A 17,676-nucleotide genomic window follows, 5' to 3' on the forward strand; every position below is an offset into this window, starting at 1 on the left:
CGCCGACGCGCTATGACTCCGCCCCATGGACCACCCCGACACCACGCCGCGCCCTCCCGGCGCTCGGCCTGCCCTCCGCGCAGCGGCGGATCCCGCGGCGCCCCGAGACGGCTCGTCGCAGGCCGGCGCGGCTCGGCGTGACGCGGACGCGGCGCACGGCCACCACGGCGGCAAGGCCGCGCTCGCCCTGGCCGCGCTCGGGGTCGTCTTCGGCGACATCGGCACGAGCCCGCTCTACGCGCTCAAGGAGTGCGTGAGCGCGACGCACGGCGTCCCGCCGACGCCCGACAACGTCCTCGGGCTGCTCTCGCTCCTCTTCTGGTCGCTGATGATGGTGGTCACGGTCAAGTACGTCACCTTCATCACGCGGGCCGACAACGACGGTGAGGGCGGCATCCTCGCCCTGCTCGCGCTGGTGCCGGAGCGGCTGCGCGCCAGCGGGACGCAGGGCGTCGGGTGGCTCGCCGGGCTCGTGGTGCTCGGCGCCGCGCTCCTCTACGGCGACGGGGTCATCACGCCCGCCATCTCGGTGCTGAGCGCCATGGAGGGGCTCGAGGTGGCGACGAGCGGGCTCAAGCCGTTCGTCGTGCCGCTCACCTGCGCGATCCTCGTCGGGCTCTTCAGCGTGCAGCGCTGGGGGACGGCGCGCGTCGGCAAGGTCTTCGGCCCCATCATGGTCCTCTGGTTCACCGCGCTCGCCGTGCTCGGGCTCGTGTTCATCGCCAGGAACCCGGCGGTGCTCGCCGCCCTGAACCCCGTGTACGCGGCGCGCTTCTTCGCCGCCCACGGTTTCCACGGGGTCGCGATCCTGGGGTCGGTCGTCCTCGTCATCACGGGGGGCGAGGCGCTCTACGCGGACATGGGGCACTTCGGGCGCGGCCCGATCCGGCTCGCCTGGTACGCGATCGCGCTGCCGGCGCTCGTGCTCAACTACTTCGGCCAGGGGGCGCTCCTGCTGCAGGAGCCCGAGGCCGCCGCGAACCCGTTCTTCGCGATGGTGCCGAGGGGTCCCCTCACCTACGCGCTGGTCGCGCTCGCCGCCATGGCCACCGTGATCGCGTCGCAGGCGCTGATCTCGGGCGCCTACTCGCTCACGCACCAGGCGATCCAGCTCGGGTACCTGCCGCGGACCCAGGTGCGCCACACCTCGAGCGAGGCCGCGGGGCAGATCTACATCCCCCTGACGAACTGGGCCCTCGCGGCCGGGTGCCTCGCGCTCGTGCTGATCTTCCAGCAGTCGAGCCGGCTGGCCGCGGCGTACGGCATCGCGGTGACCGGCACGATGGGGATCACGTCGATCGTCTTCTTCGTCGTGATGCGGCACACGTGGCGAGCCCCGCTCGCGAAGGCGCTGCCGCTGCTGATCCTGTTCCTCTCGTTCGATCTGCCGTTCTTCGGGGCCAACCTGATCAAGTTCCTCGACGGCGGGTACGTGCCGGCGGTCATCGCCGCGGTCCTGTTCGCCATGATGGTGATCTGGAAGCGAGGCCGCGCGATCCTCGCCGAGCGCTTCACGCGGGCGGCCCCCTCAGTCGACGCCTTCGTGCGCGATCTCGACGCGAAATGCCGCGCGCGGGTCCCCGGCACGGCGGTCTTCCTGAGCGCGCGCGCGGGCAAGATACCTTACGCGCTGACGCACCACCTCAAGCACAACAAGGTGCTCCACGAGACGGTGGTGATCTTGACCGTGGTGACGGAGCACGTCCCCCGGGTCGCCGACAGGGAGCGCCTCGACGTGACGAGCCTCGACAAGGGGGTTCACCAGGTCGTCATCCGATCGGGCTTCATGCAGTCGACCGACGTGCCGGCCCTCTTGCGGCGGGCCGCGGCGGCGCACGCGCTGCCCATCGATTTCGCGGACGTGGCGTATTACCTCGGCCGCGAGACGATCCTCGCCACCGACAGGGGCCGGATGGGCAGGATCACGGAGACGATCTTCGCGGTGATGGCGCGGAACGCCGGCGCCGTGCCCGACTACTTCAGGCTGCCGCCGGAGCGGGTGGTGGAGATCGGCGTGCAGGTCGACCTGTAGCGGGCGGTGGAGATCGGCGCGCGGCGCGATCGGCCCACCTCCGCTGGGCTTTCGCGCGCTCGAGGCGCTATGACTCGGCCCTCATGAAGATCCCGCTCCTGGGCCGTGTCCTTCCCGCGCTCGGCCTGTCGCTCCTCGGCTGCGCGGAAGGGCCGCGGACGCTCACGGTCGAGGTCGTGCCGGGGCACGAGGCGACCGCGTTCCAGGACGACCCGCCTGTCGCCCGGATCGAGGTGACCGCGACGGCGGCCGAGGGAGACGTCACCGTGTCGGCGGCGGCGGCGCCGGGCGGCGAGCTCGATTTCGGCGAGATCCAGGCCGAGCGGGCGTACACGTTCGATGTGCGCGGCCTCGACGCGGGCGGCGCGACCGTGGTGCGGGGGCGCTCCGCGGCGGGCATCTACCTCGCCGCGGTGACGGGCGACGTGCTGCCGCTCTTCGCCCAGCGGACCGGCCGGTGGGCGCGGCCGCCGGGCGAGCTCGCGGCGTCGCGCGTCGGCGCGCCCGGGGCGGCGCTCGCGGAGCGCTACCTGATCCTCACCGGCGGGGTCGCGGCCGGGGGCGCCGCGGCGGGTGACGTCGACCCGGCGCGGCTCGACGCGTACGACCTCGCGGCGTGGGGCGGGAGCGCCTCCAGCGGCGCGCTCCCGCGGGCGGCGCGGTCGCTCGTGGTGCGGGGAGACCTGCTGCTCACCCTGGACGACGAGGGCGCGAGCTGGACCGACGTCGCGGCGGGGCAGAGCGCCGAGGCGTCGCTGCCCGAGGGGCTCGGCTCGTTCGCGGAGGTGGCGGGCGGCCGGACGGTCGAGGCCTCGGACGGGCGCTCGTTCGTGGTCGGCGCGACGCGCGCGGGCGCGGCCGCGGGAGCGCCGGGCGCGCCTTCGGACAAGGTGCTCGTCGTCGGCGCGGACGGGGCGCTCTCGGTGGCAAAGCTCCGCCACGCGCGGGCCGGCGCCGCGGCCGTGTGGGTGGAAGGTCTGGGCCTGGTCGTCGCGGGCGGGAGCGCGGACGGCGCGGGGCTGGAGGTGCTCGGCGACGGCGCGACTGAGTTCTCGCCGAGGCCGTTTCCGCCGGACGCCTCCGAGGGGGCGGGCGCCGCGGTGACCGGTCCCGGGGAGATCGCGCTCGTCGGCGGGGTCCAGGGCGGCGCCGCGGCGCCGACGCGGCGGCTCGCGCCGGGGTGCGCCGCGACCTGCGCGGCGGTGGAGGTCGAGGGCGCCGCGCTGACCGCGGCCATCGGGGGCGTCGCCGCGTTCGCGCTGCCCGGCGGGCGCATCCTCGCGGTGGGCTCCGAGGCGGGCGAGGACGGGCTGACGCGGAGCTTCATCGTCGACGTCGCGGCGGCGCAGGTCGAGGAGCTGCCGCTGCGGGAGCCGCGGCGCGGCGCGGCCGTGGTGCCCGCGCCGAACGGGACGCTCGCGGTGCTCGGCGGGGTCCACGCGGACGGGACGCCGGCGCTGACGATCGAGACGTTCTTCCCGGAGTGAGCGGTGCGCCGGAGGGTGCGGCGCTTTCAGGACGATCTCGCGGGCGCTGCGCAGGGCTCGCTCGATCGCCCTCGCGCAGCTCTTCCCGGCGCGGCCCGTCGGCGCGGACAGCAACCGGCGCGAGGGGCCCTCGCGGGCGGCGCCGCCGTCAGCGGGCGGGCTGCCCGGCCGGCGGCTTCGCGCTGTGGGCTTGCATCGAGCCGCGGACGCAGCGGAAGCCGACGTCGGCGTTCTTCGCGCTGGCGAACATGAAGTGGCGCGCCGCGGCCCGCAGCCGGTTCTTCGCGACCACCCGCCACGAACCGCCGCGGAGCACGCGCCCGTAGCCGATGGAAGGCCCGACCGGATTGCTCACCGGACCCTCGACGGCCTGGTAATCGCCGTACCAGTCCCAGCACCACTCCCAGACGTTGCCCGCCATATCGAGGATCCCGAACGGCGACGCCCCCTTCGGGTAGTACCCCACGGGGCTGGGTCCGGCCCGCATGGCGAGCACCGGGCTCTTGATGCGCGCGTCGCTCCAGGCGAGCTGGTCCGACGGCGGCTCATCACCCCACGGATACATGCGTCCGCGGGTCCCCCGCGCCGCGTACTCCCACTCTGCCTCTGTGGGGAGCCGATAGCCGTTCGCCTCGCGATTCCAGATCACGCCCTCTCCTTCGAGCTGGTATGCGGGCCCGAACCCTCGTAGCGCGGACAGACGGTTGCAGAACTCGATCGCGTCCCACCAGTTGACGTTGTTCACCGGGAGCTCGTCGCTCGCGGGAAGCCCCGGGTTCGTGCCCATCACCTCGCGGTAGAGCCGCTGCGTCGTCGGATAGACGCCCATCCTGAACGCCGCGACCAGCACCTGCCGCCGCGGGCGCTCATCGGGCTTCGCCGACACGTCGTCGTCCGCGCTGCCCATCCAGAAACGCCCGCCCACGATCACGGCCATCTCGATCTTGGGCGCGCTCCCGGCGCGGCCGGCGTCATCCTCGGCGTCCACGGCGCGGGCCACGATCGCCCCCGGGCTCCCCGCCGGCGCGGTGAAGGCCGCGGATCCGACGGCAGGGATCCCGGTCGCCGGCGTCGCCGTGGCGGAGGGCACCACCGCCACGGGCGGCGCGGCCGGAGGGGAGTCGGACGGGCCGCGCCGGGGCTGCAGCGTGCCGCGCGGCCGGCTCGCGATGCTCAGCGCCGCGCAGAGGTCGTCGATGCTGGCGTACCGCTTCTCGCGCTTCCACGCGACGGCCTGCTCCAGGACCGCCTTGACCGTGCCGTCGCACGAGAGCTCCCGCAGGAACGCCGCCCGGTCGTGCACCGCCTCGGCCGGCAGCTGGGCGCCGTGGAGGCAGAAGAGCGCGGTCATCCCGAGGCCGTACACGTCGGCCCGCGCGTCGGCGTCCTGGGGCCGGTCCATCGACTCGGGCGCGCTGTACACGTACGTGCCGAGCGCGCCCGTCCGCGTCCCGCCGGTCGTGTCCGCGGCCGCGACCAGGTCGAAGTCCGTGAGCCGCGGCTCGCCCGACGGCTCGAGCAGGATGTTCGCCGGCTTCACGTCGCGGTGCACGAGGCCCTTCGCGTGCGCCGCGCGGAGGGCGTCGCCGACGCGCAGGACGAGGGGGATCACCTGCGCCGCCGGGAGGCGCTGCTGGAGGACCGCCTGGTGCAGGTCGCCGCCGCTGACGAACTCCATGACGAAGAACTGGAAGCCCCCGTCCTCGCCGTGCGGCTCGATCACGCGCACGACGCCGGGGTGATCGAGCCCCGCCATGCGCTGGGCCCCCCGGAAGAAGCGCTCGCGCCGGATCGCGTCCTCCGCGAGGCTCGAGTGCAGCACCTTGATGGCGACGACGTGGCCCTGCTCGTCGTCGCGCGCGCGCCACACGTTCGCGAAGCCGCCTCGCCCGACGCGATCGAGGAGCAGGTACCTGCCGCGCTGCCCCAGCCTGTCGCCGGCGCGGAGCTGGCCTCCCTCGCGCAGCTGCCGCCGGAGCTCCAGGACCTCGCGCTGCGCCTCGGCCGTGTCGCCGCCCGCGAGCTGCAGCGCCCCGAGCCGCACGCGCGCGCGCTCCAGCTCCTGGGCGAGCCTGCGGGTCTCGGCGTCCGGGTAGATCGGCCTGTGGCTCTGCGCGCGCGGGCGCTTCTTGTCGCTCTTCTCGTTCTTCTCGAGCGCGGCGCGGATGCCGAGCGCCACGTCGGTCCAGGCCTCGTCGCGATCGGCCCGGCCCTGGATGGGGCGCTCGTTGTCGGGCAACGCCGCGAGGTGACCGAACGGCGCGCCCTTCCAGTCGCACGCCCTGAGCAGGATCGGGATGACGCGCGCCGAGCCGGCCGCGTGTCGGGCCATCGCGCGCTCCATCTCGACGTCCCAGCAGGACGGCGAGGCGATGAAATCCGCGCTGACGAGCAGCAAGATGAGCTGCGCCGCCTCGAGGCGCTCGCGCACCTCCTCCTCCCATCGGGCTCCGGCCTCGAGCTCCCGATCGTGCCACGCCCGCAGGATCCCCTGTCGCTGCATGGGCGCCAGGTGCGAAACGAGCTCCCGTAGAGCGGATTCATCCCTGCGCGCGTAGGAGATGAATACGTCGATGGGCTTCTGCACGGTCGTCCGATGTGCCAGCCGGGAAGGCGCGTGGTGCGACGAGTCGACCAGGGGAATCTACCAGGAAGAGCAAACGACCTCTTGGAAGTCAAGCCCATCGTCGCGCCCGCGCGGTTGTCTCGCACCGGTTCGCACCGGTTCCCGCGTCTCGCACAGTCCTCGCGGGATCGTACGGCTCGCCCCGACCCGAGTCCCTGGAATTGACTCTCAACGTAACCGCCCTGGCCTGGCCGACGGCACTCTCTCCGACCTGCCTTCTCGCGCACCGAGCGGCAGCGCCCCCCACAGCTCGTGTCTCCGCGTGTTGCCCTCCAGGTTCCATGCAGTTCCTGGCGGGCGGTCACGCCGTGAACCTGCCTGTTCAAAGGACAACCGACCGTCCGGTCGGCCATCGATCGGCCATTGTTCGGCCGGTGAGACTCGCACGCGGCTCATCCACCGCCGCCGTGATGACAGCTTCGCAAAATGTTGCGTTCTATGTAGATGCGACGCAGTCGATGCAGACCGCGCAAACAATGCAATTCGCAAAATCTTGCGGCCAATGCGGGCGTGACGCAGTTGTTGCAGACCACGCAAACAATTGCAAAAAACGTCAACGATGAACGAGCTGCCGGGAGCCGGCATCCCATGTCCGAACCACGGAATCGTCGTCTTCACGACTTGACATGCATGCGTGAGCGGCGGACCATGGATGGATATTTGTCTTGGGCTTTTGCAGCGACTCACGCCGCACCTCGCCTCGTACCCAGCGCTCATGACCGTGGGGCTACACGACACTGGCCTTGCGCGCGGCGAAGCCTTGCGCGGCGAACCACAACGTCTGTCACGGAGAATCTTTGTATGAGAGATAAAATGAAAATACTCAGCGCCCTGTGCGCTGGTCTGGCGAGCGCCCTCGCGGCCTCGTGCGGCGCCGATCCCGGCGGCGCGGGCGACGACGGCGACGAGAGCGTGGCGCGCGCCGCGCAGGCACTATCGACCGAAGGACAGGTGTGCACCACCGTCCAGCGCGGCGCCGGACCAGCGGGCGTGGATGACGTCGTGCTCTGGCAGAACGCGCCGACGTGGAACGACGGCGCGAACGTGGCGCTCAGCTCGGGGACCAGCGCGAGCGGCGGGATCCGGCGCAGCTTGCTCCGGTTCGACCTCTCCGGCCTCCCATCGAACGCCGAGGTCGTGTCGGCCAACCTGTCGCTCTCGCAGATCTACAAGGCGGACACCAGCACGGTCCGCGTCCACCGCGTCACGAGCGCCTGGGCGGAGTCCACCGCGACCTGGGGGAGCTTCGGAGAGTCCTTCGATCCAGCGATCGTCGCGTCGTTCACCGGCGGCGGGGCGGCCGGCGTCCGCTCCTCCGACCTCACCGCGCTCGCGCGCGCGTGGGTGAGCGGCGAGGCCGAGAACCACGGCGTCCTCATCGAGGAAGCCCCGGTCGTGAGGAGCGAGTTCAAGAGCAGCGAGCGGCCGGAGATCGCGAGCCGGCCGAAGCTCGACGTCTGCTACGTCACGTGCGACGACGGGATCCAGAACGGCAGCGAGAACGGCGTCGATTGCGGGGGCCCGTGCGCGCCCTGCGGCGGCGAGTCGTTCGAGGGGCCGCCGGGCGGGAGCCCCGTCGACCTCGAGGGCACCGGCGCGACCTATGGCTGGTCGGTCGGAGACCTCGACGAGCTGCCGGAGTCCATCGCGCGGCAGGGCACGAACGAGCCGTGCACGACCGGCGAGGACTGCCAGTTCGACCAGCACTGCGACAACCCCGCGCAGGGCGCGTGCGCCCACGATCCGTGCGCGACGGGTGACTCGCTGCTGTCGACGTGCAGCGGCTGCGTGACGAAGGTCTGCGACGCCAACCCGAACTGCTGCACGCCGACGGCCGTACCGGGCGATTGCGGGCACGACGCCTGCGTGGCGGCTCCCGGCGCCGCGACCAACATGAACACGACCTGCGGCGACGCGTGCATCGCGACCATCTGCGCGAACCATCCGCGCTGCTGCGACATCACGTGCAGCACGACGGCGCAGTGCACTGCGCTCATCGGCACGGGCAGCACCTGCGTCTTCCCAGGCCGCTGCACAGCACCCAGCGGCGTATGTCCCCCGGGAACCGTGCTGTCAGGCGGCAGGTGCACCGGGACGTGGAGCGCGACCTGCGCGGGTTATGTCGCCACCGAGTGCGCCCCCAAGACGTGCAGCTCGGTCGCCCCGCAATGGGACGCGAGCTGCGTCGCCCTGGCCGGATCGTTGTGCGGCTCCAGCTGCGAGACCGATCCGGGCTGCGCGCACGACAAGTGTTACACCGGCGAGCGGCTGAACGCAGGGTGCGACTCGTGCGTGTCGCAGATCTGCGATGTGTCGCCGAGCTGCTGCGCGCCGGGCGGTGCGTGGACACAGAGCTGCGTCGACCTCGTGGAGAGCGTCTGCGGAGAGACCTGCCCGCAGCAGGGGCTCTGCAATGCCTACCTGCCGGGCGAGACGAACCCCGAATGCTCTCTCCCGGACCTCACGATCGGCGTGCCCTGCGGCGGGACGATCCCGGTCTGCAACCGCGGCACCACCCCGGCCCCGGCGGGAATCGCCATCCACCGGTATGCTTCCACCGCCAACCAGCTGCCATCCTCCGCCCCGAGCCGGGTCCTGAACGCGTGCAACCCGACGGGCGGCACCCTCTCCTGCACGACGGCGCAGCCGATCGCCCCGGGTGAGTGCATCAGCGTGGCCGGCTGCACCGGCGTCACCGACGGGATGGAGCTCATCGTCAATCCCCCTGGCGCGGGGCAGATCGCCGAGTGCCAGTGCGGCAACAACGGGAGCGTCTATCAATCGGGCGAGTGCGGGTCGCCCGCCTGCACCGCCACGGCCAGCACCTCGCCGTCCAGGCCGGTCACCCTGTTCGTGGCGCTCGATCGATCCACCTCGATGCGGCAGACGCTGTCGGGGGTGGACGTGAGCGCGGATCGATGGATTCCGGCGACGAACGCGCTCAAGTCCTTCTTCCAGGATCCGGCGTCGGCGGGGCTCGGTGTCGCGTTCCGGTTCTGGCCGCTCGACAACCCGGGCCCGTGCAACGAGACCCCTTCCTGTCCGCCTGCCGGCGGCGGCGGCTGTGCGCTGCCGCTCGTCCCGTTCAACGGCGCCGCGGCCGACAGGTTGACCGAGGAGTCCGCGGCGATGGGGGACCAGCAAGAGATCAAGCTCATGCAGGCCTTCATCAACTTCCCGACGCCCAACGGCGAAACGCCGATGTACCCGGCGCTGGACGGCGCCACCACCTGGGCGAACAACTACAAGGACGCCCATCCCGAGGAGGAGGTCGCCGTCGTGTTCATCACCGACGGCATCCCGTCGAGCTGCAACACCGTCCCCAACGCGATCGGAAACCTGGCGCGAAACGCCTTCGTGAACCACGGCGTTCGCGTGCACGCGGTGGGCTTCGGCAACTCGAACGCGGAGCTCATCAACCTCATCGCGGCTCAAGGCGGAGGGCAGGCGCACAACCTCAGCGCCGGCTCGACGCTGCAAGGTAACCTCCTCAATGCGCTGGTCTCGATCCGCGGAGAGGCGCTGCCCTGCGACGTCGCCGTCCCACTCGCGGGCGTCTCGGATCCCGCGTCGGTGTCCGTCGTCTACGAGAACGCCGCCGGCGTGGAGACGACGCTCACGCCCCGGGCCGGGGTCGGCAGCTGCGGCGCGGGGGGCTGGTACTTCGAGTCCGGAAACACGCGCGTGAAGCTCTGCCCGGAGACCTGCTCCATCGTCCGCGAGAACCCGGGCGGCAAGGTCCAGGCGACCGTCCCGTGCGCTGACGAGGCCCTCTCGCCCATCACCACGAGCTGGGAGCGCTACCACGGCGCCTGCCCGCCCGGGACCAAGGCCCGGTGGGAATACCTCACGTACAGGACGACCACGCCGGGCGACTCGAGCGTCGAGTTCTTCGTGCGATCGGCCGACGACACCGCCGATCTCGGCGCAGCGGCCGTGACGCTCGCCGCGACCGCCCACGCCACGCCGGCCGATACCCAGGTGTGCGACGGCACCTCGACGCCGTCGTGCGCCGTCGATCTCGGCGCGCTGCCGGGAGCGCAAGCGGATTACCTCGAGCTCCAGGTGACGCTGAATCCGACGAGCGACGGCGCCGGCGGAGTCCAGGTGCAGGACTGGGAGATCGGGTATTCGTGTCCCGACGTGGAATGAGCCTGGACACGTTCGCGATCCCTCCGGTGTCGGCTCACCTCTTCCTGCCCCCACGCTGAGGCGCGGCCGCGCGGCGCGCCCCGTAGACCGCTCGTAGATCCTTCGCGATCTCCCGGAGCCGCGCCCGCAGCGCCGCCGGCTCGAGCACCTCGACGCCCCTGCCCAGCCCGACGATCTGCGAGACCGCGATCGACTCCCGCTCGAAGTCGACCGTCACGACGCTCGTCCCCTCGCGCCCGCACGTTCCCCGCCCCCACCGCTCGTGCTCGCCGCCGGGCCGGACCCGCCGGAGCGCCTCTTCCCCCTCCCCGGTCACGCGCAACGTCACAACGTAGCTCGCCCTCTGCTCCGCGAACCGCCGGCTCAAGGCCTTCCAGCACGCCGCCAGGTCGAACCCCTCCGGCCGCGCAAACGTCGCTTCGAGGAGCCGCGCGCCCGCCACCCGCGCTCCCCGGAAGATGCTCGGCCCCCGCTCCGTCCCGGCGACGAGATACCAGCGGTCGGCCTTGATCACGAGGCCATACGGCTCCACCACCCGCTCGCTCGCTTCCCCGTCGAAGTCCCGGTACGCGAGCCACACCTTGCGATCCTGCCAGACCCCCTCCCGCAGGACGTCGAGGTGCGGCACCACCTCCCTGCCCTGGAACCACCCCGACGCGTCCACGTGGAGCCGCTGCCGCGCGTGCTCGGCCAGCGACCGGTGCACGGCCGGCAGCGCCGCCGACAGCTTGATCAGCCCGCTCTCCAGCGCCGCCGAGAGCCCGATGTCGGCCAGCGCCCCGGGCGCAGCGACCGCCGCGAGCGCCTGCACCTCGGGCTGCGTCAGCCCGGTCAGGCTCGTCTGCCACCCCTCCGCCAGCGCGATCCCGCCGCTCGGGCCGCGCTGCGCATAGACGGGCACGCCCGCGGACGACAGCGCGTCGAGGTCCCGGTAGATCGTCCGCGCCGAGACCTCCAGGCGGCGCGCCAGGTCCTCGGCCGTCAGCTGCCGGCTCTTCGCCCGCTGCAAGAGCAACATCAAGCTGAGCAGCCGATCCGCACGCATGACCGTCCGTGGCTCCCGACCCGGAAATGACCCGCCCGAGAGGCTACGCGCAATTCATGACAGGAGATGTCAGGAATTCGCCCGTAGCGTCGCAGGACGACCGGAGCAGGCCGGAATGCAAGGGCGCGCGCCGCAGGAGCCCGCGCGCCCGCCGAGCCGCCGGTCCCCAAGGAGGAGACACCGTATGAGACCGCTCGAAGGACAGATCGCCCTCGTCGCCGGAGCCACGCGCGGCGCGGGGCGCGCCATCGCGTGCTCGCTCGGCGAGGCCGGCGCCACGGTCTATTGCACAGGACGCAGCGTCCGGGGTCGGCCCGCCACGGGCCAGCGCCCCGAGACCATCGAGGAGACGGCCGAGCTCGTGGCCGCGGGAGGAGGGCGCGGCGTCGCCGCGCAGGTCGACCACACCGTCGAGGAGCAGGTCGAGGCGCTCTGCGCCCGGATCCGGCAGGAGCAAGGGAGGCTCGACGTCCTGGTCAACGATGTGTGGGGCGGCGATGAGCTCACCGAGTTCGGCCAGCCGTTCTGGAAGCTCTCCCTGCCCAGCGGGAAGCTCCTGCTCGAGCGGGCCGTCACCTCGCACATCATCACGAGCCGCCACGCGGTGCCGCTCATGCTCGAGCGCGATCGCGGCCTCATCGTCGAGATCACCGACGGCGACCACTTCGGCTACCGCGGCAACCTCTTCTACGACCTGGCAAAGATGTCGGTCATCCGCCTGGCCTTCGCCATGGCCTGGGAGCTGCGCCGCCACCCCGCCATGACGGCGCTCGCGGTGACGCCCGGCTTCCTGCGCTCGGAGGCCATGCTCGACCACTTCGGCGTCACGGAGGCGAACTGGCGAGACGCCGCCGAGAAGGACCCGCACTTCATCGAATCGGAGACGCCGTTCTACGTCGGCCGCGCGGTCGCGGCGCTCGCCGCCGATCCGCACGTCGCGACGAAGTCCGGCCGCGTGTTCAGCTCGTGGGATCTCGCGAGGGAGTATGGCTTCACCGACGCCGATGGGCGGAAGCCGCACTGGGGCGAGTACTTCGAGCGGACCCTCGGCAGGTACAACAGGGCCGGCGAGGCCGCCTATGCCAGCTGGTTCAACGGTCCGATGGAGCTCGCGTGCCCCGACTGGCCCAAGGAGTGAACGGCGCGGCGGCCGCCGCCTCGAGCAGCGGCCGCCACGCTGGGCATCGACCGCAGCGTCGGGCATCGGCCGCCGCGTCGGGCGGCGGCCGCAGGGGCCGGCGCGGCCGTCTCAGTGGGCGTAGGGCTCGCCGCGAAGCAGGGTCATCGCGCGGTAGAGCTGCTCGATCAGCACGAGCCGCGCGAGGCGGTGCGGGAACGTGAGCGGCGACAGGCTCCACCGGTCGTCCGCCGCGGCGGACACGTCGGGCGGCAGACCGTCCGCACCCCCGATCAGGAACGCGACCACCCCCTTGCCGCGCGAGCCCCAGCGCTCGACGCCGGCCGCGAACGCCTCGCTGCCGAGCGCCTTGCCGCCCACCTCCATGGCGATGACGCTCGCCCCCGCCGACGCGCGCGCAAGGAGCGGCCCGACCTTCGCCGGCGGGCCGTCCTGGATCTCGATCTCGTCGCACGCCACGTAGCGGCGGATGCGGCCGAGGTACTCGTCCATCGCCGCGCGCAGCGGCTTGTCCTTCACGCGCCCGACGGCGGCGACGACGAGTCGCACGGCGCGCTCAGCTCGGATCGAACCGCGGGGCGGGCTGCGCCCCCGGCGGCAGGCTCTCCTCCGGGACCGGGACGCGCCCCGCGTCGATCCAGAGCCCCTCGATGTCGTAGAGGCGGCGCGTATCCTCCTGGAACACGTGCACCACCACGTCGCCGAAATCGATGAGCACCCAGGTCGCCGCGGCGAGGCCCTCCATCGAGAGCGGCGCGAGCTTCTGCTTGCGCACCGCCTCCTCCAGCCCCGTCGCGATCGCGTGGACGTGCCTGTCCGAGCGGCCGGTCATGATCACGAGGTAGTCCGCGTAGTCGACGCGCCCCACGACCTCCAGGATCTCGACGCCGATCGCCTTCTTGTCGAGCCCCGCCGCGGCCAGCGTCAGCGCGAGCTCGCGCGCGGGGGCCGAAGGCTCGGGGACGGGCGGCGGCGTGCTCCGGCGCGAGCCGGCGCGCTTCGGGCCCGCGAGCGGCGACTTGCTCCGCGCGGGCGACCGCCCCGCGAGCGGCAGCACCGCCTTCGCGCCGCCCTCGCCGCCGCCCCGCGCGGCGCGCGGGGCCGGCGCGTCGCCGTCGTCGCGCGCCGGACGCCGCGCCCTCGGAGCCGGCCGATCCGCCGGGATCGGCCGCGCCGCGCGCTCCAGCGGCTCCGCCTCGCCGCCCGCGCGGCGCGCGCGGACCACCTTCTTCGCGCCGGGCTCGCCGACGCCCGCGTGGGAGGCGCGGATCCGGGGCGACGCCGGCCGCTTCGGCTTCGCCGCGGACGACGCTCGACCGGCCGCGCCCGCCTTGGCCGTGGTCGCCTTCTTCCGCGCCGGCGCGCGCGGCTCCGCGCCCTCGCTCGCCTTCGACCTCGACTTCGCCCGCGGCTTGCCGCTCCCCTCGCCTGCGTCCTTCTTGCTCGCCAACGTTCTCTCGCTTTCTTGCGCCCGTCGATGACGGGCGCCACTCGTCTCGCCCGCGTCAGCGGGTCTGGCCCTCGCCGTACGCGATCCACTTGAGCGTCGTCAGGCTCGCGAGCCCCATCGGGCCGTAGGCGTGGAGCTTCGTCGTGGAGATGCCGATCTCCGCGCCGAGGCCGAGCTCGCCGCCGTCGTTGAACCGGGACGACGCGTTCACGAGCACGCAGCTCGCGTCGACCTCGCGCAGAAACCGCTGCGCGTGGTCGTAGCGGGGCGTGCAGATCACCTCGGTGTGCATCGAGCCGTAGCGGCCGATGTGCTCGATCGCCTCGTCGAGCGACCTCACGACCCGGACCGCGAGCACGGGCGCGAGGAACTCCCGCCCGTAGTCGTCCTCCGCGGCCTTGCGCGCCGACGGCACGAGCGCGCAGGTGGCGGCGTCGCCGCGCAGCTCGAGCCCGCGCTCCGAGAGGGCGGCCACGCGCCCGAGCAGCGGCGCCGCGACGCTCTCGTGGACGAGCAGGCACTCCAGCGCGTTGCAGACGCCGGGGCGCTGGAGCTTGCCGTTCTCGACGAGGCGGCAGGCCATCTCGACGTCGCAGCCGGCGTCGGCGTAGAGGTGGTTCACGCCCTTGTAGTGCTGGATCACGGGGACGCGCGCGTTCTCGGCCACGAACCGGATGAGCCCCTCGCCGCCGCGCGGGATGGCCAGATCGATCATGCCGGTCAGGCCGAGCAGGATCCGCGTGGCCTCGCGGTCGAGCGAGGGGACCATCTGCACGGCGTCGGCCGGCAGCCCGACCGAGCGCAGCGCGTCCGAGATCAGCTCGCCGAGGGCCGCGTTCGAGCGCGCCGCCTCCTTGCCGCCCCGGAGGATCGCGGCGTTGCCGCTCTTCAGGCAGAGCACCGCGGCGTCGACCGTCACGTTGGGGCGCGACTCGTAGATCATCGCGATCACGCCGAGCGGGACGCGCACCTGCCCGACGAGGAGCCCGTTCGGCCGCCGCTCCATCCCGACGACTTGCCCGACCGGGTCGCTGGCGGCGGCGACCTCGAGCACCGCGCCGGCGATCGCCACGAGCCGCGCCTCGTCGAGCACGAGCCGGTCGACGAGCGCCTCGGACACGCCGGCGGCGCGCGCCGCGGCCACGTCCTCGGCGTTCGCGGCCAGCACCGCGGAGCGCTTGCCCTCGCCGGCCTCGGCGCGCAGCCGCTCGGCGATGGCGCGCAGCGCGCGGTCCTTCTGGGCCCTGTCCAGCGGGGCGAGGGCGCGAGCAGCCGTCCGGGCGCGCTGGCAGAGCGCGCGAAGCGTGCCCTCTAGATCGATGTTGCTCTGTTCCACAGCGGGAACCTAGCTCGCCTCCCTGCGCGGGCCAACCGTTCTCCTGCGCGTCCATGCTAGCGTACCCGCCGTGTCCGGCGATCTCCGAAGCTCGAGCCAGGCGTCGTTCGCACCCCGCTCCCGAGACGCCCGCCGCGCCCCCACGAGGAGCGCCGCTGCCCGCCCGCGGCGCGGCGCGGCGCTCCTCGCGGGGGCGCTCCTCGCCGTGATCGCGCCGGCGTGCCGCGGATCGGACGCAGGCGCGGACGCGCCCGCCACGGCGAGCACCGGCATCCCCCTCGCGGCGCCGGGCGCGCTGGGGGCGCCGCTCGAGGCGCCGCCGGCGGCCCCCTCCGTCCCCTCCTTGCCGTTCGCCGATCCGGAGGGGCTCCAGGTCCCGCCCGATCCGGCCGGCCCTCCCGAAATACCGCCGTATCGTGCTCCTCCCGGGAACACCGGGGGGAGCGGAGTGGAGCTATGACACGCGCCCGCCACGCCTCGCCGATCGCCGCGCTCGCCGCGATCCTCGCCGCGCACCTCGCCGCGGCGTGCTCCTCCGCCGCGCCGAAGCCGCTCCCGCCCGGTCCGCCGCCCGAGTACGAGCGCCCGCGCGTGTACGACGGCGGCGTCGGCGACGCGCCGGCAGCGCCGTCGGACGAGCCGGGTGCGACGGATGCGACCGACGCGACGCCGGGCGCGCCGCTGCTCGCCCCGTCGCCGGGCGCGCCGCCCGCGTCCACGCAGCCGCCGCCCACGACGCCGCCGCCGCCGCCCACGCAGCCGTAGCGCCGTGCGCCGCGAGCGGGCGTGCGGCGAGCGCCTCGGCCGCGCGACTCTGGCGGATCCAGCCCCGCCATGCTAGCGGCAGCCATGCTCTCACCCCGGCGGGACTTCGTCGTCATCCTCGATTTCGGCTCTCAGTACACGCAGCTCATCGCCCGGCGCGTGCGCGAGTCTGGCGTCTACTGCGAGATCCACCGCTTCGACGTGCCCATCGCCGAGCTGCGCCGGCTCGCCCCGCGGGCGCTCATCCTCTCGGGCGGCCCCGCCAGCGTGTACGGAGACAACGCGCCTCGCTGTTCCCGGGAGGTGCTGGAGCTCGGCGTCCCGACGCTCGGCATCTGCTACGGGCTCCAGCTCATGGCGTATCACCTCGGCGGCAAGGTCGAGCGCGCGCACACGGGGGGCGAGTACGGCCCCGCGGCGGTGCGCGTCGAGCGCCCGACGGGCATCTTCTCGCGCTTCGCCGAGGGCGACGCCATCGACGTCTGGATGAGCCACGGCGATCGGCTCACCGCGATGCCGGAGGGGTTCGTGTCGCTCGGCACCACGACCGGCAGCCCGCTCTGCGCCGTCGCCCGCGAGCGCGACAAGCTCTACGGCCTCCAGTTCCACCCCGAGGTCGTCCACACGCCGCGCGGCAAGGAGATCCTCCAGTCCTTCCTGTTCGACGTCGCCGGCCTGTCACCGACCTGGACGCCCGCGTCGTTCGTGGAGGAGGCGATCGCCGCGGTCCGCGAGAAGGCCGGGCCGAGCGACCGCGTCATCCTGGGCCTCTCGGGCGGGGTCGACTCGTCGGTCGCCGCCGTGCTCTGCCAGCGCGCCCTCGGCGACCGGCTGACGTGCATCTTCGTCGACAACGGCTTGCTTCGTGAGGGGGAGGCGGAGAGCGTCGAGCGGACCTTCCGCGGCCACTTCCACATGAACCTCGACGCCGTCGACGCGTCGGCGCGGTTCCTCGAGGGGCTGCGCGGCGTCGTGGATCCCGAGCAGAAGCGCAAGGTGATCGGCCGCCTCTTCATCGAGGTGTTCGAGGAGGAGGCGAAGCGGGTCCATGGCGCGAAGTGGCTCGTCCAGGGCACGCTCTACCCCGACGTGATCGAGAGCGTCTCGTTCAAGGGGCCGAGCGCCGTCATCAAGAGCCACCACAACGTCGGCGGCCTGCCCGAGCGGATGAACCTCGGCCTGATCGAGCCCCTGCGGGAGCTCTTCAAGGACGAGGTGCGGGCCGCCGGCGAGGCGCTCGGCATGCCGCGGGACATCCTGTACCGCCAGCCGTTCCCCGGCCCGGGGCTCGCGGTGCGGTGCCTCGGCGAGGTGACGCCGGAGAAGCTCCGCGTGCTCAGGGAGGCCGACGCCATCTTCGACCAGGAGATCCGCGCCGCCGGGCTCTACGAGTCGCTCTGGCAGAGCTTCTGCGTGCTCCTCCCTGTGCGCTCCGTGGGCGTGATGGGCGACGAGCGCACCTACGACGAGGCGATCGCGCTCCGCGCGGTGCACTCGACCGACGGGATGACGGCCGACTGGGCGCGGCTGCCCTACGACCTCATCGCCCGGGTGAGCTCGCGCATCATCAACGAGGTGCGCGGCGTGAACCGCGTGGTGCTCGACGTGTCCTCGAAGCCGCCCTCGACGATCGAATGGGAGTGAC

12 protein-coding genes are annotated in these 17,676 nt (G+C 73.0%); 7 read left to right on the forward strand and 5 right to left on the reverse strand.

The annotated features are described in order from the left end of the window. Positions 1 to 25 precede the first annotated feature (25 nt). Together WME73_RS20815 and WME73_RS20820 are read left to right on the forward strand one after the other, a co-directional pair. A complete protein-coding gene (locus WME73_RS20815) occupies positions 26 to 2,032 on the forward strand; it encodes a potassium transporter Kup (RefSeq protein WP_437916858.1) in 2,007 nt (668 codons plus the stop codon). Between the two features lie 83 nt (positions 2,033 to 2,115). Beyond that, positions 2,116 to 3,519 carry a hypothetical protein gene (locus WME73_RS20820; RefSeq protein WP_437916859.1) on the forward strand — a complete coding sequence of 468 codons (1,404 nt, stop codon included), beginning with the start codon at positions 2,116 to 2,118 and terminating at the stop codon, positions 3,517 to 3,519. 148 nt (positions 3,520 to 3,667) lie between these two features. Here the strand turns inward: WME73_RS20820 and WME73_RS20825 are convergent, their stop codons facing one another. Then, complete coding sequence (locus WME73_RS20825) at positions 3,668 to 6,106, reverse strand: SUMF1/EgtB/PvdO family nonheme iron enzyme (protein ID WP_437916860.1); 2,439 nt, start codon at positions 6,104 to 6,106, stop codon at positions 3,668 to 3,670. A gap of 1,029 nt (positions 6,107 to 7,135) precedes the next feature. On the opposite strand from WME73_RS20825, the gene WME73_RS20830 reads away from it, so the two are divergent. Beyond that, positions 7,136 to 10,297 (forward strand): DNRLRE domain-containing protein, encoded by a 3,162-nt coding sequence (locus WME73_RS20830; RefSeq protein WP_437916861.1) that lies wholly within the window; start codon positions 7,136 to 7,138, stop codon positions 10,295 to 10,297. Between the two features lie 34 nt (positions 10,298 to 10,331). Here the strand turns inward: WME73_RS20830 and WME73_RS20835 are convergent, their stop codons facing one another. Beyond that, positions 10,332 to 11,342 (reverse strand): helix-turn-helix transcriptional regulator, encoded by a 1,011-nt coding sequence (locus WME73_RS20835; protein ID WP_437747161.1) that lies wholly within the window; start codon positions 11,340 to 11,342, stop codon positions 10,332 to 10,334. Positions 11,343 to 11,526: 184 nt separating this feature from the next. Between WME73_RS20835 and WME73_RS20840 the strand changes: the two genes are divergently transcribed. Beyond that, complete coding sequence (locus WME73_RS20840; protein ID WP_437747162.1) at positions 11,527 to 12,480, forward strand: SDR family oxidoreductase; 954 nt, start codon at positions 11,527 to 11,529, stop codon at positions 12,478 to 12,480. A 111-nt stretch (positions 12,481 to 12,591) separates the two neighbouring features. On the opposite strand, the gene WME73_RS20845 is transcribed toward WME73_RS20840, so the two are convergent. From WME73_RS20845 to WME73_RS20855, 3 genes are read right to left on the reverse strand one after another with little or no spacing between them, the layout of a single operon-like run. Beyond that, positions 12,592 to 13,029 carry a 23S rRNA (pseudouridine(1915)-N(3))-methyltransferase RlmH gene (locus WME73_RS20845; RefSeq protein ID WP_012236304.1) on the reverse strand — a complete coding sequence of 146 codons (438 nt, stop codon included), beginning with the start codon at positions 13,027 to 13,029 and terminating at the stop codon, positions 12,592 to 12,594. Positions 13,030 to 13,036: 7 nt separating this feature from the next. Then, positions 13,037 to 13,930, reverse strand: a complete 894-nt coding sequence (gene rsfS / locus WME73_RS20850) for a ribosome silencing factor (RefSeq protein WP_437916862.1) — start codon at positions 13,928 to 13,930, stop codon at positions 13,037 to 13,039. Positions 13,931 to 13,985: 55 nt separating this feature from the next. Next, positions 13,986 to 15,266, reverse strand: coding sequence for a glutamate-5-semialdehyde dehydrogenase (locus tag WME73_RS20855; protein WP_437747164.1), 1,281 nt, complete (start codon positions 15,264 to 15,266; stop codon positions 13,986 to 13,988). 70 nt (positions 15,267 to 15,336) lie between these two features. On the opposite strand from WME73_RS20855, the gene WME73_RS20860 reads away from it, so the two are divergent. The 3 genes from WME73_RS20860 to guaA all read left to right on the forward strand — a co-directional run bounded on the left by WME73_RS20860 (position 15,337) and on the right by guaA (position 17,675). Next, on the forward strand, positions 15,337 to 15,726 hold the full coding sequence (locus WME73_RS20860; protein ID WP_437747165.1) for a hypothetical protein: 390 nt from the start codon (positions 15,337 to 15,339) through the stop codon (positions 15,724 to 15,726). Further along, the gene (locus WME73_RS20865) at positions 15,723 to 16,031 is read left to right on the forward strand and encodes a hypothetical protein (RefSeq protein WP_437747166.1); all 309 of its coding nucleotides are present in this window, start codon (positions 15,723 to 15,725) and stop codon (positions 16,029 to 16,031) included. The genes WME73_RS20860 and WME73_RS20865 overlap by 4 nt, the downstream gene beginning before the upstream one ends. A 69-nt stretch (positions 16,032 to 16,100) precedes the next feature. Next, complete coding sequence (gene guaA, locus WME73_RS20870) at positions 16,101 to 17,675, forward strand: glutamine-hydrolyzing GMP synthase (protein ID WP_437747167.1); 1,575 nt, start codon at positions 16,101 to 16,103, stop codon at positions 17,673 to 17,675. Position 17,676 lies beyond the last annotated feature (1 nt).

Source organism: Sorangium sp. So ce302 (assembly GCF_051530145.1).
Taxonomy (GTDB): Bacteria; Myxococcota_A; Polyangia; order Polyangiales; family Polyangiaceae; genus Sorangium; species Sorangium cellulosum_B.

Excerpts from the sequence above, each read along its gene's own strand:
- WME73_RS20815 (WP_437916858.1), top strand. The coding sequence starts at position 26 with ATGGACCACCCCGACACCACGCCGCGCCCTCCCGGCGCTCGGCCTGCC.
- WME73_RS20820 (WP_437916859.1), top strand. The coding sequence starts at position 2,116 with ATGAAGATCCCGCTCCTGGGCCGTGTCCTTCCCGCGCTCGGCCTGTCG.
- WME73_RS20835 (WP_437747161.1), bottom strand. The coding sequence starts at position 11,342 with ATGCGTGCGGATCGGCTGCTCAGCTTGATGTTGCTCTTGCAGCGGGCG.
- WME73_RS20840 (WP_437747162.1), top strand. The coding sequence starts at position 11,527 with ATGAGACCGCTCGAAGGACAGATCGCCCTCGTCGCCGGAGCCACGCGC.
- WME73_RS20865 (WP_437747166.1), top strand. The coding sequence starts at position 15,723 with ATGACACGCGCCCGCCACGCCTCGCCGATCGCCGCGCTCGCCGCGATC.
- guaA (WP_437747167.1), top strand. The coding sequence starts at position 16,101 with ATGCTAGCGGCAGCCATGCTCTCACCCCGGCGGGACTTCGTCGTCATC.